This window comes from Micromonospora citrea, assembly GCF_900090315.1.
Classification (GTDB): Bacteria; Actinomycetota; Actinomycetes; order Mycobacteriales; family Micromonosporaceae; genus Micromonospora; species Micromonospora citrea.
Genome location: NZ_FMHZ01000002.1, coordinates 1,032,501 through 1,045,035, shown reverse-complemented (window position 1 = coordinate 1,045,035; position 12,535 = coordinate 1,032,501). Strand labels below are relative to the sequence as shown.

At 74.9% G+C, this 12,535-nt stretch carries 10 protein-coding genes; 4 read left to right on the top strand and 6 right to left on the bottom strand.

Annotated features, from left to right (window positions below; translation table 11 throughout):
• Positions 1–207 precede the first annotated feature (207 nt).
• The 5 genes from pflA to ppdK form a co-directional block, all read right to left on the bottom strand.
• Positions 208–957, bottom strand: a complete 750-nt coding sequence (pflA, locus tag GA0070606_RS04930) for a pyruvate formate-lyase-activating protein (protein ID WP_091095462.1) — start codon at positions 955–957, stop codon at positions 208–210.
• Complete coding sequence (pflB, locus tag GA0070606_RS04925; protein WP_091095460.1) at positions 954–3,197, bottom strand: formate C-acetyltransferase; 2,244 nt, start codon at positions 3,195–3,197, stop codon at positions 954–956. Before pflB ends, pflA begins: the two co-directional genes overlap by 4 nt.
• 70 nt (positions 3,198–3,267) lie before the next feature.
• Positions 3,268–4,278 (bottom strand): alcohol dehydrogenase catalytic domain-containing protein, encoded by a 1,011-nt coding sequence (locus GA0070606_RS04920; RefSeq protein WP_091095458.1) that lies wholly within the window; start codon positions 4,276–4,278, stop codon positions 3,268–3,270.
• 404 nt (positions 4,279–4,682) lie between these two features.
• The gene (locus tag GA0070606_RS04915; protein ID WP_091095456.1) at positions 4,683–5,153 is read right to left on the bottom strand and encodes a hypothetical protein; all 471 of its coding nucleotides are present in this window, start codon (positions 5,151–5,153) and stop codon (positions 4,683–4,685) included.
• A gap of 12 nt (positions 5,154–5,165) precedes the next feature.
• Positions 5,166–7,823 (bottom strand): pyruvate, phosphate dikinase, encoded by a 2,658-nt coding sequence (gene ppdK, locus GA0070606_RS04910; protein WP_091095454.1) that lies wholly within the window; start codon positions 7,821–7,823, stop codon positions 5,166–5,168.
• Positions 7,824–7,965: 142 nt separating this feature from the next.
• On the opposite strand from ppdK, the gene GA0070606_RS04905 reads away from it, so the two are divergent.
• The 3 genes from GA0070606_RS04905 (at position 7,966) to GA0070606_RS04895 (ending at position 10,588) form a co-directional block, all read left to right on the top strand.
• Positions 7,966–8,448, top strand: coding sequence for a GNAT family N-acetyltransferase (locus GA0070606_RS04905; RefSeq protein WP_091095452.1), 483 nt, complete (start codon positions 7,966–7,968; stop codon positions 8,446–8,448).
• Positions 8,449–8,509: 61 nt separating this feature from the next.
• Positions 8,510–9,154, top strand: a complete 645-nt coding sequence (locus tag GA0070606_RS04900; protein WP_091095450.1) for a hypothetical protein — start codon at positions 8,510–8,512, stop codon at positions 9,152–9,154.
• Positions 9,155–9,271: 117 nt separating this feature from the next.
• Positions 9,272–10,588, top strand: a complete 1,317-nt coding sequence (locus GA0070606_RS04895; protein WP_091095448.1) for a hemolysin family protein — start codon at positions 9,272–9,274, stop codon at positions 10,586–10,588.
• Positions 10,589–10,757: 169 nt separating this feature from the next.
• On the opposite strand, the gene GA0070606_RS04890 is transcribed toward GA0070606_RS04895, so the two are convergent.
• Positions 10,758–11,168 carry a PaaI family thioesterase gene (locus GA0070606_RS04890; RefSeq protein WP_176737238.1) on the bottom strand — a complete coding sequence of 137 codons (411 nt, stop codon included), beginning with the start codon at positions 11,166–11,168 and terminating at the stop codon, positions 10,758–10,760.
• Positions 11,169–11,245: 77 nt separating this feature from the next.
• Between GA0070606_RS04890 and tyrS the strand changes: the two genes are divergently transcribed.
• Entirely contained in the window at positions 11,246–12,532 is a 1,287-nt protein-coding gene (tyrS, locus tag GA0070606_RS04885) for a tyrosine--tRNA ligase (RefSeq protein WP_091107309.1), read from the top strand.
• The last annotated feature ends 3 nt before the right edge of the window (positions 12,533–12,535 follow it).

Sequence of the window (12,535 nt, the reverse complement as noted above, 5' to 3'; positions counted from 1 at the left end):
CGGCCGCGTACCGCGCGCCGCGGGTCGTGCCCGGCTTTCTCCGGCTGCGGCACCGCCGCCGTGCCTCAGCGGACCGTCAGGCCGCGCGCCGCGAACTGCACGGCCGCCGTGCCTCAGCGGACCGTCAGGCCGCGCGCCGCGAACTGCACGGCGCCGTGCCTCAGCAGACCGTCAGGCCGCGCGCCGCGAACTGCACGGCGCCGCGCCTCAGCAGACCGTCAGGCCGCGCGCCGCGAACTGCCCACGGACCCGGTCCAGCAGCTCCGCCGTCGGCGGCTCGGTGTCGGCGAGGGGGAACCGCAGCCCCAGCTCCGCGTACTTGTGCGCGCCGAGCCGGTGGAACGGCAGCACCTCCACCCGCTCGACCGTGGCGAGCGAGGCGGCGAAGTCCGCCACCCCGGCGACGTTCGACACCGCGTCGGTGAGCCCGGGCACCAGCACGAAGCGGATCCAGATCGGGGTGCCCCGGGCCGCCAGGCGGCGGCCGAAGCGCAGCGTGGGCGCCACCTCGCCGGTGCGGGTCACGGCCCGGTACGTCGCCGGGTCCCACGACTTCACGTCCAGCAGCACCAGGTCGGTGGCGCCGAGCAGGGCGTCGTCGGCGCGCTCGCCCAGGAAGCCGGACGTGTCCAGCGCGGTGTGCAGGCCCAGCTCGTGGCAGCGGCGCAGCACCTCGCCGGTGAACCGGGGCTGCTGCAACGGCTCCCCGCCGCTGATCGTCACCCCGCCGCCGGCGACCGTGACGAACCGCCGGTACCGCTCGATCTCGGCGACGAGTTCGGCCACCGTCCGGTGCCGGCCGCTGCGCCGGTACCAGGTGTCGGGGCTGTGGCAGTAGCGGCAGCGCAGGGGGCACCCGGCGAGGAAGGCCACGAACCGGGTGCCGGGACCGTCCACCCCGATCGACAGGTCGAAGGAGTGCACGGCCCCGGTCAGCTCCCGCCCGGCGGTGTTCACAGCGCGCCGTGGAACGTGCGGGACACCACGTCCCGCTGCTGCTCGGGGGTGAGCCGGACGAAGTTGACCGCGTACCCGGACACCCGCACCGTCAGCTGCGGGTACCGCTCGGGGTGGTCCATCGCGTCGAGCAGCGTCGCCCGGTCGAGCACGTTGACGTTGAGGTGGAACCCGCCCGCGTCGGCGTACCCGTCGAGCACCCCGGCCAGGTTGGTGATCCGCTCCTCCCGGGTGTGGCCCAGCCCGTCCGGGGTGACCGTGCCGGTCAGCGAGATGCCGTCCCGGGCGGCGTCGTACGGCAGCTTCGCCACCGACAGCGCGGCCGCGACGAGGCCGTGCGTGTCCCGCCCGTTCATCGGGTTGGCACCGGGGGCGAACGGCTCGCCGGCGCGCCGCCCGTCCGGGGTGTTGCCGGTGTGCCGGCCGTACACCACGTTGGAGGTGATGGTCAGCACCGACAGCGTCAGCTCGGCGTCGCGGTAGGTGCGCTGCCGGCGCAGCTTCTCCGCGAACGTCTCCACGAGCCACACGGCGATCTCGTCGGCCCGGTCGTCGTTGTTGCCGAAGGTGGGCGGCTCGCCCTCGACGACGTAGTCGACGGCCAGGCCGCTGTCGTCGCGCAGCACCTTCACCCGGCCGTACCGGATCGCCGCGAGGCTGTCCACCGCGACCGACAGGCCGGCGATGCCGGTGGCCATGAACCGGCGCACCGGGTGGTCGTGCAGCGCCATCTCCAGCCGCTCGTACGCGTACCGGTCGTGCATGTGGTGGATGACGTTCAGCGCGTCGACGTACGTCTCGGCCAGCCAGTCCAGCGTCCGGTCGTACGCGGCCAGCACCTCGGCGTGGTCGAGGACCTCCCCGCCGACCGGCGGCGCGGCCGGCGCCACCTGCTCGCCGGTCAGCTCGTCGCGGCCGCCGTTGATCGCGTAGAGCAGCGCCTTGGCGAGGTTGGCCCGGGCGCCGAAGAACTGCATGTCGCGGCCCACCCGCATCGCCGACACGCAGCAGGCGATCGCGGTGTCGTCGTCGTACGCGGGGCGGATCAGGTCGTCGTTCTCGTACTGGATGGCGCTGGTGTCCAGCGACACCTGCGCGCAGAACCGCTTGAACCCCTCCGGCAGCCGCGGCGACCAGAGCACGGTCAGGTTCGGCTCCGGCGCCGGGCCCAGGTTGTAGAGGGTCTGCAGGTAGCGGAAGCTCGTCCGGGTCACCAGCGGCCGGCCGTCGGCGCCCATCCCGCCCAGCGACTCGGTCACCCAGGTCGGGTCGCCGGAGAAGAGCTGGTCGTACTCGGGGGTGCGCAGGAACCGGATGATCCGCAGCTTGATCACGAAGTCGTCGACCAGCTCCTGGGCGGTGGTCTCCGTCAGCCGGCCCTCGGCGAGGTCCCGGCGCAGGTAGACGTCGAGGAACGTCGCGGTGCGCCCCAGCGACATCGCGGCGCCGTTCTGCTCCTTGGTGGCCGCCAGGTAGGCGAAGTACAACCACTGCACGGCCTGCTGCGCGGTGGCGGCGGGCGTGGACACGTCGACGCCGTAGCCGGCGGCCATCTCCTTCAGCTCGCCGAGGGCGCGGGCCTGCTCGGCCAGCTCCTCCCGCTCGCGGATCACGTCGTCGGTCGACGGCCGGGCGTCCAGCGCCGCCTTCAGCGCCCGGCGCTCGGCGACGAGCCGGTCCACCCCGTACAGCGCCACCCGCCGGTAGTCGCCGATGATCCGCCCGCGACCGTACGCGTCCGGCAGCCCGGTGATCACGTGCGAGCGGCGGGCCGCCAGCACGTCGGCCGGATAGGCGTCGAAGACCGCGTCGTTGTGGGTCTTGCGGTACGTGGTGAAGATCCGGTGCACGACCGGGTCCGGCGTGAAGCCGTACGCCCGCAGGGCGGCCTCGACCATCCGCAGGCCGCCGGCGGGCATGATCGCCCGCCGCAGCGGCGCGTCGGTCTGCAGGCCGACGATCAGTTCCCGCTCCCGGTCGATGTACCCGGGGCCGTGCGACGTGATCGTCGACGGGGTGGCGGCGTCCACGTCGAGCACGCCCCGGCGGCGCTCGGCGACGAAGAGCTCCCGCAACGCCCCCCAGACCGCCAGGGTCCGGTCGGTCGGTCCGGCGAGGAACGACCCGTCCCCGGTGTACGGCTCGTGGTGGCGCCGGATGAAGTCGGCCACGTCGACGGAGTCCCGCCAGGCGCCGCCGGCGAAGCCCCGCCACGGGTCCAGGTGCTGGTTCGCGGTCATGTCCGGTCCCTTCCGGGCGTCGGTGGGGTGGCGCCCGGCCGCCCTCGGGACAGGCGGCCGGGCACCGTGGTCAGGGCTGGAGCACCAGCCGGGCGGCGACCCGCCCGGCGAGCACGTCCTCGATCGCCTCGTTGATCTCGTCGAGCTTGCGCACCTCGTGGACGACCCGGGTGCGGCCGGCCGAGTGCAGGCGGAACACCTCCGCCAGGTCGGCGCGGGTGCCGACGATCGAGCCGATCACGGTGATCCCCTTCAGGACGGTCTCGAAGACCGGCAGGCTCATCGTGTTGTCCTTCGGCAGCGAGACCAGCACCAGCCGGCCGCCGCGACGCAGGCAGGCGTGCGCCTGCGCGATCACGGTCGGGCTGGCGGCCAGCACGACCGCCACGTCGACGCCGCCGAGGGCGGTGATCGCCTCGACCGGGTCGACCCGGGCGGCGTCGACCGTGTGCGTCGCGCCGAGGGAGGTGGCCAGGGCCAGCTTCTCCTCGGTGACGTCCACGGCCACCGTCTCGGCGCCGTGCAACTGGGCGTACTGCTGGGCGAGGTGGCCGAGGCCGCCGATGCCGAAGATCGCCACCCGCTCGCCGGGCCGCACCCCGGCCACCCGGACCGCCTTGTACGTCGTGACGCCGGCGCAGGTCAGCGGGGCCGCCTCGACCGGGTCGACGCCGGCCGGCACCCGGACCGCGTAGCGGGCCGACGCGAGGGCGTACTCGGCGTGCGCGCCGTCGATGGCGTAGCCGGTGTTGCGCTGGGACTCGCACAGCGTCTCCCAGCCGGTGACGCAGTACTCGCAGGTGCCGCAGGCCCAGCCGAGCCAGGGCAGCGCGACCCGGTCGCCGACGGCGTGCTCGGTGACCCCGGGGCCGATCCGCTCGACGATGCCGACGCCCTCGTGGCCCGGGACGAAGGGCGGGTTCGGCTTGACCGGCCAGTCGCCGCGGGCGGCGTGGATGTCGGTGTGGCACAGGCCGCTGGCCTCGATCCGGACCAGCACCTGGCCGGGCCCGGGCTCCGGCACCGGCACGTCGAAGATCTCCAGTGGACGGTCGAACGCGGTGACAACCGTGGCGCGCATCGGGGCCTCCCAGCTCGTGTCTCGCTTCCACCACCAGCGTGCCGGCCGGGGCCGGACCGGGGCAGAGGCGCAGGACCGTCCCGGCCCGGGACCTCCGGCCCCCACCGACCGGGCCGGTCGCCGGGGCGTCCGTGACCGGCGTCGCCGCGCGAGCCCGCACCGGACGCGTCGGCCGGGCCCGGCGCGGAGGGATGCTGGCCGGTCGGCCCGGCGCGGTGCCGGCCGGGCGCGGTGCCGGCCCGGCGCGCGCGTCGGCAGCCGGGTCGCCGGGGGCGTCCGGGGGCATGGCGCTGTCCCGGACGACGCGGCCGGCGGGGGTGGACGGCCGCGTCGTGCCGGGACAGCGGGGCCGCACCGGGGTGCGGCCGGTGTGCGGGCGCCGGAGCGCTCCGGCGCCCGCGGGCTCAGCGTTCGACCACCAGCCGGCGGGCGCGCAGCGCCCGGGCCCACCACGGACGGGGCGCCCGTGGCGCCGGGAGGGGCAGGCCCTTGAGGCTGACCCAGCCGCCCGGCCCCATGCTGAGCGCGCCGATGGCCGGCGGCCGGCGCCGGCCCAGCGCCGCCACCCCGGCGGCGGCCAGACCGACGGCGAGCACCCCGGCGGCCGCGCCGAGCAGCCGGTCCGGGTCGAACACGGGCCGGTAGCGGACCCGACCGCCGTGCAGGACGAACGCGCCGACCGGGCGGCCCCGGTGGGTCACCGGCACCAGCGCCGCCGTGGGCGTGCCCGGCAGCTCCAGCACCGGCCCCACCGGCACGGGAACCGGCGCCGGCGGGGGCGTGGCGTCGCGGGCCGGCGGTGCGGCCGGCGCGGGAACCGGGCGGGCCGGCGGCGTGAACGGGGCGGGCCCGGTGGGGTTGAGGATGGCGGTCATCGCGGACACCTCCTAGCGGGAGTCGGGGACGGCGCCGCCCCCGGTGGCGGCCTGCCCGGCCGCCAGCCGGGCGATCGGCACCCGGTACGGCGAGCAGGAGACGTAGTCCAGGCCGGCGTCGGCGAAGAAGCCGATCGAGTCGGGGTCGCCCCCGTGCTCCCCGCAGACGCCGACGGTCAGCTCCGGGCGGGCGGCCCGCCCCTCGGCCACGGCCAGCCGCACCAGCCGGCCGACCCCCTTGGCGTCGACGGTCTCGAACGGGGAGACGCCGAACACGCCGCGCTCCAGGTAGGTGCCGAAGAACGAGCCCTCCACGTCGTCACGGGAGAACGCCCAGGTGGTCTGGGTCAGGTCGTTGGTGCCGAAGGAGAAGAAGTGCGCCTCGGCGGCGATCTCGCCGGCGGTCAGCGCGGCGCGCGGCGTCTCGATCATCGTGCCGACCGGGATCGGCGGGATCCCCGGCACACCCGCCAGCACCGCCGCCGCCTCGGCGCGCACGGCGGCCAGCTCCCGGACGTCGCCGACCAGCGGCACCATGATCTCCGGCCGCGGCTCGCCGCCGGCGCGGACCCGCCGCGCCGCGGCCTCGGCGACGGCCCGCACCTGCATGGCGAACAGGCCGGGCACCACCAGGCCGAGCCGCACGCCGCGCAGGCCGAGCATCGGGTTGCTCTCGTGCATCCGGCGTACCGCGGCCAGCAGCGTGCCGTCGCGGCCCGGGTCCTCGCCCCGCGCCTCGGCGCGGGCCACCCGGGCGGTCAGCTCGTGCAGCGGGGGCAGGAACTCGTGCAGCGGCGGGTCGAGCAGCCGGACGGTGACCGGCAGCCCGTCCATCGCGGCGAGGATCCCCTCGAAGTCCGCTCGCTGCAACGGCAGCAGCGCGTCCAGGGCGGCGTCCCGCTCGGCCGGGTCCTCGGCCAGGATCAGCCGCTCCACCAGCTCCCGCCGGGCGCCGAGGAACATGTGCTCGGTGCGGCAGAGCCCGATCCCGGCGGCCCCCAGCTCGCGTGCCCGCCGCGCGTCGTCCGGGGTGTCCGCGTTGGCACGTACGCCCAGCCGGCGGACCGCGTCGGCGTGCGAGAGCAGCCGGTGCACGGCGGTGACGAGGCGGTCGCCCTCGGGTGCCAGCTCACCGGCGAGGTAGCGCGCGACGGGGGAGGGCCGCACCGGCACCCGTCCCGGGTAGACCCGGCCGGTGGTGCCGTCGATGGAGATCACGTCGCCGGCGCGCACCACCCGGTCGCCGACGGTGAACTCTCCGCGCTCCGGGTCGATCCGCAGCGCGTCGGCCCCGCACACGCAGGTCCGCCCCATGCCACGGGCCACCACGGCCGCGTGCGAGGTCTTCCCGCCGCGCGAGGTGAGCACCCCCCGCGCGGCGATCATGCCGGGCAGGTCGTCCGGGTTGGTCTCCGGGCGGACCAGGATCACCGGCTCGGTGGCCGCCGCGGCGGCAGCGGAGTCGAAGACCACCCGGCCCACCGCCGCGCCCGGCGAGGCGCCCACCCCGGTGGCCAGCGGCGCCGGCGCGGCGGCGAGGTCGAAGGCGGGGAACATCAGCTGGGCCAGTTGCGCCCCGGTGACCCGGTGCAGCGCCTCGTCCAGGGTGATCAACCCCTCGTCGACGAGCTGCGCGGCGATCACGAACGCCGCCGCCGGGGTCCGCTTGCCGACCCGCGTCTGGAGCATCCACAGCCGCCCACGCTCGACGGTGAACTCGACGTCGCAGAGGTCGCGGTAGTGCCGCTCCAGCGTCACCATGATCTCCGTCAGGCGGCGGTAGCTGGCCGGGTCGATCCGCTCCAGCTCCGGCAGCGCGACCGTGTTGCGGATGCCGGCCACCACGTCCTCGCCCTGCGCGTCGACGAGGTAGTCGCCGTAGACGCCGGGCTGCCCGGTCGCGGGGTCGCGGGTGAACGCGACCCCGGTGCCCGAGTCCGGGCCGAGGTTGCCGAACACCATCGCCATCACGGTGACCGCCGTGCCCAGGTCGCCCGGGATGTGCTCCTGCCGGCGGTAGAGCACCGCCCGCTCGGAGTTCCACGACTCGAACACCGCCCGGACGGCGAGGTAGAGCTGCTCGTGCGGGGCCTGCGGGAAGTCGTGCCCCACCTGCGCCGCGAACACCTTCTTGTACGTCTCGACCAGCGCCCGCAGCTGCGCCGCGTCCGGTCCCGCCGGCCCGGCCGTGGCGCGCACCGCCGCCAGCTCCCGCTCGAACTCCTCGGCCGGCACGCCGTGGACGGTGCGGCCGAACATCTGGATCAGCCGGCGGTAGGAGTCCCAGGCGAAGCGGGGATCGCCGCTCTGCGCGGCCAGCCCCGCCACCGTCGTGTCGTTGAGCCCGATGTCCAGGATCGTCTCCATCATGCCCGGCATCGAGTACCGCCCACCGGAGCGGACGGCCAGCAGCAGCGGGTCGCGGGGGTCGCCGAGCCGACGGTCCAGCCGCGCCTCGACCTCCCGCAGGTGCGCGTTCACCTCGTCGAACAGCCCCACCGGCGGCTGCCCCTCGGCCAGGTACGCCCGGCACGCCTCGGTGGTGACCGTGAATCCGGGCGGCACCGGCAGCCCCAGCCGGGTCATCTCGGCCAGGTTGGCGCCCTTGCCGCCGAGCAGGTCGGCTCTGCTCCGGTCGCCCTCGATGAAGTCGTAGACGTACTTCGCCATGATGCCGGCCTCCTCCGCGTCCGCCGGGAACGTCGTCCCTCCTCGTTGGTAGCAACGCGGCCACCGCGCCCGACAGGGCCGGACGGGACGTCGACCGGGCCGGAGGTCCCGGAATGTCGGCCCCCGGCCCTATCCTCGGGCGGTGACCGCCGACCTGCGCCTGCGCCCCGTGCGCGACGACGACCTGCCCGCCTTCTTCAGCCACCAGCAGGACGCCGAGGCCAACTGGATGGCAGCCTTCGGCCCGGAGGACCCGGCCGATCGCGCCCGGTTCGACGCGCACTGGCGCCGGCTGCGCGCCGACGAGCGGATCGTCGCCCGCACGGCGGTCGTCGGCGACGAGGTGGTCGGCTACGTGACCGCCTTCCCGGTCGACGACAAGACCGAGGTCAGCTACTGGATCGACCCGCGGCGCTGGGGCCGGGGGCACGCCACGGCGGCGCTGACCGCCCTGCTGCGCGAGCTGCCGCGGCGGCCCGTGCACGCCCGCGCCGCCAAGGACAACCGCGCCTCCCTCGCCGTGCTGCGCAAGTGCGGCTTCGTCGTCACCGGCGAGGACAAGGGGTACGCCAACGCCCGCGGCACCGAGGTGGAGGAGTGGGTGCTGGAGCTCGCCGACCGGTGAGCCGCCCCGCGCGCCACCGCCCACCGAGCGGCCTGACCAGGGCGGCCACTACTCTCGCGGGGTGAACTGGCTGGAACTGATCGGCTGGACCGGCTCGGCGCTGCTGGTCTGGTCGCTGCTGCAGACACGCATCCTGCGGCTACGCGCCCTGAACCTGCTCGGTTGTCTGATCCTGATCGGTTACAACGCCGCGGTGCAGGTCTGGCCGATGGTCGGGCTGAACGTCGTGCTGGCCGTGATCAACGTCTGGTATCTGCGCGCCATGCTCGCCACCCGCCACGACGACGCGACCTACCAGGTCGTGGAGGTCGGCGTAGACGACCAGTTCCTGGCCCACACGCTGCGCGTGCACGCCGCCGACATCGCCCGGTTCAACCCCGGTTTCCGCTGGCCGCCCGGCACCTCCGCCGAGCGTTCCGCCTTCCTCGTCCTGCGGGCCGACGAGGTGGTCGGCGTGGTGCTGTCGCACGCCGAACCCGACGGCGTGGCGCAGGTCGACCTCGACTACGTCACCCGCCGGTTCCGGGACTTCACCCCGGGCGAGTTCGTCTACCGGCGCAGCCGCCTCTTCACCGACCGGGGCTTCCGCCGCGTGGTCACCCCGCCCGGCATGGTCGCCCCCTACTACCACCGGCTCGGGTTCCGCCCCGAGGGCCGCTCGTACGTGCTGGATCTGCCGGCTTCGCCGGCCCCCGAGCGAGCCTGAGCACTTCCGGGCCGCCGAGGATTCACCGGCCGGCCCGGTGGGCACAGAACGGCCTACGCCGGTCGGCCCTCGGCCGGCGGTGCCGAGGGGCACCGGTCCGCGTGAGGAGATCCGGGCGTGCAGAGCATCTGGAGCCAACTGGCCCTGGTAGGCGTCCTGGTCGTCCTCAACGCGGTCTTCGCGGGCAGCGAGATGGCGCTGGTCTCGCTGCGGGACAGCCAGATCCAGCGGCTGGAGCGCGCCAGCCGGGCCGGCCGGGTGCTGGCCCGCCTCGCCAAGGATCCGAACCGGTTCCTCGCCACCATCCAGATCGGCATCACCCTCGCCGGCTTCCTGGCCTCCGCCGCGGCGGCCGTGTCGCTGGCCAGGCCCCTGGTGCCGCTGCTGTCCGCGCTGGGCGGCGCCGCCGAGACCGTCGCGATCGTGGTGGTCACCCTGGCGCTGACCTTCGTCACCCTGGTCTTCGGCGAGCTGGCCCCCAAGCGGATCGCCATGCAGGCCGCCGAGCGGTGGGCGCTGCTCGTGGCCCGCCCGCTGGACCTGCTGGCCAGCATCACCCGCCCGGCGGTCTGGGCCCTCGGCGCCACCAGCGACCTCGTCGTACGCCTGGTCGGGCTCAACCCGAAGCACGAGCCCGACGAGATCGGCCCCGACGAGCTGCGGGACATCGTCTCCGGCAACCACGGCTTCACCAAGGAACAGCGGACCATCATCGCCGGGGCGGTGGAGATCGCCGACCGGCAGCTCAAGGCGGTGCTCGTACCCCGGTTGCAGGTCTTCACGCTCGACAGCGGGACCACCGCGGAGTCCGCGCGGCTGCTGCTGGCCGCCACCGGCCACTCCCGGGCGCCCGTGACCCGGCACGGCGGCCTGGACGACGCGGTCGGGGTGATCCACCTGCGCGACCTGGTGGGCGTCCGCGACGACCGCCCGGTCGACGAGTGCGTGCGCCCGCCGATGCTGCTGCCGGACTCGCTGCCGGTCGTGGACGCGCTGCGCCAGTTCAAGGCCGAACGGCAGCACATCGCCCTGGTGGTCGACGAGCGGGGCGCGGTCGACGGGATCGTCACCCTGGAGGACATCCTCGAGGAGATCGTCGGGGAGATCTACGACGAGACCGACCGGGACGTGCGGGCCGTGCGCACCGAGCCGGACGGCGCCCTGCTGCTCCCCGGCACCTTCCCCGTGCACGACCTACCCGACGTCGGCGTGGAGCTGCCCGGCCGCCCCGCCGGCGACTACACCACCATCGCCGGGCTGGTCCTCACCTGCCTCGGGCACATCCCCACCGTCGCGGGGGAGAGCGTCAGCGTCGACGGCTGGGAGCTGGAGGTGACCGGCATCGACCACCGCGCGATCACCGGCGTCCGGCTGCGCCGGCCCGCCGCGCCTGACGAGGCCGAGGAGCCGACGCTGGACGAGGCCCGCGGCTGACCGGCGTCTCGCGGCGAGCCGGCGCGACACGCACGTCGCCGCGCTCCCCGGGTGTCCCGGCCGGACGTCCCAGGCCGCGTCGGCTTCCCGGCCGCGCCGGTTTCCCGGCCGCGCCGGTTTCCCGGCCGCGCCGGTTTCCCGGCCGCGCCGGTTTCCCGGCCGCGTCGGATCAGGCCGGGGCGAGGTTCTGCAGCCGCACCTGACCCCGTGCCACGAGCCGGCCGTCGGCGTCGGTGATCTCCACCTGCCAGAGCTGCTGGCTGCGCCCCCGGTGCACGGGCGTGCCGACGGCGGTCAGTTCGCCCTCGCGGACCGCGCGCAGGAAGTCCGTCTGGTTCGACACGCCGACGACCCGGCCACGGTCGCCCAGCCACAGCGACCCGCCGACGCTGGCGGCCGTCTCGACCACCGCGCAGTAGACGCCGCCGTGCTGGATGCCGAACGGCTGGTGCAGCTCGGGGCGGACCTTCCAGCGGATCACCACGCGGTCCCCGCCGACCTCGTCGAACGTGAGGCCGAGCAGGGCGACGAAGCCGCCCGACAGATCCGGCATCTCCACCGCGTTCCCCTTCCCGATCATGGTTTCGCCAGCCTACGCCGCCCGGCGCGGCAAACCCGCTACGGTCGACGCCCCGTCATGGGGGAGAATCGGTGACCGTGACCGACAGCAGCCTCCCGCCATCCGGGCGGGACTCCCTGACCGATGACCTGCGGTGGCGTGGCCTGATCCAGGACTCCACCGGCCTCGACGAGCTGCGCCCGCTGCTCGACGGCGGTGCCGCCGCTTTCTATGTGGGCTTCGACCCGACCGCGCCGAGCCTGCACGTCGGCCATCTCATGCAGGTCGCCACGGCCCGTCGGCTCCAGCTCGCCGGGCACCGGCCGCTGCTGCTCGTCGGCGGCGCGACCGGCCAGATCGGCGACCCGAAGGAGAGCGCCGAGCGCACCCTCAACCCGCCCGAGGTGGTCGCCGGCTGGGTGGCCCGGATCCGCGACCAGCTCGCCCCGTTCGTCTCGTACGAGGGGGAGAACGCCGCGCGGCTGGTCAACAACCTCGACTGGACCGGCGAGATGTCGGTGGTCGAGTTCCTCCGCGACGTCGGCAAGCACTTCCCGGTCAACAAGATGCTCGCCCGGGAGGTGGTCAGGGCGCGACTGGAGAGCGGGATCAGCTTCACCGAGTTCAGCTACCAGCTCCTCCAGGCCAACGACTTCTTCGAGCTGCACCGCCGGTACGGCTGCCAGCTCCAGTTCGGCGGCTCCGACCAGTGGGGCAACATCACCGCCGGGGTGGACTACATCCGTCGGCGCGGGGCCGGCCCCGTCCAGGCGTTCACCACCCCGCTGGTCACGAAGTCGGACGGGACGAAGTTCGGCAAGACCGAGGGCGGCGCCATCTGGCTCGACCCCGAGATGACCAGCCCGTACGCGTTCTACCAGTTCTGGGTCAACGTCGACGACCGCGACGTCAGCCGCTACCTGCGCTACTTCAGCTTCCGCTCGCGCGAGGAGCTGGAGGCGCTGGAGAAGGAGACGGCGGAGCGGCCCGCCGCGCGGGCGGCCCAGCGGGCGCTGGCCGAGGAGCTGACCACGCTCGTGCACGGCGAACGGGAGATGGCGCAGGTGGTCGCCGCCAGCCAGGCGCTCTTCGGCCGGGGCTCCCTGGAGGAGCTCGCGCCGGCGACGCTGCGCGCCGCGCTGACCGAGGCGGGCCTCGTCCACCTCGACGAGCTGCCGGACGTGGCCGGGCTGCTGCGCGACTCCGGCCTGGTCCCCAGCCTGAAGGAGGCCCGCCGGGTGATCGCCGAGGGCGGCGCCTACGTGAACAACACGCGGGTCACCGAGACCGACGCGAGGGTCGGCGCCGAGGACCTGCTGCACGGCCGTTACCTGGTGCTGCGCCGCGGCAAGCGGTCGTTCGCCGGGGTCGAGCTGCGCGGTTAGGCG

Excerpts from the sequence above, each read along its gene's own strand:
- GA0070606_RS04920 (WP_091095458.1), bottom strand. The coding sequence starts at position 4,278 with ATGCGCGCCACGGTTGTCACCGCGTTCGACCGTCCACTGGAGATCTTC.
- ppdK (WP_091095454.1), bottom strand. The coding sequence starts at position 7,823 with ATGGCGAAGTACGTCTACGACTTCATCGAGGGCGACCGGAGCAGAGCC.
- pflB (WP_091095460.1), bottom strand. The coding sequence starts at position 3,197 with ATGACCGCGAACCAGCACCTGGACCCGTGGCGGGGCTTCGCCGGCGGC.
- GA0070606_RS04890 (WP_176737238.1), bottom strand. The coding sequence starts at position 11,168 with ATGATCGGGAAGGGGAACGCGGTGGAGATGCCGGATCTGTCGGGCGGC.
- GA0070606_RS04915 (WP_091095456.1), bottom strand. The coding sequence starts at position 5,153 with ATGACCGCCATCCTCAACCCCACCGGGCCCGCCCCGTTCACGCCGCCG.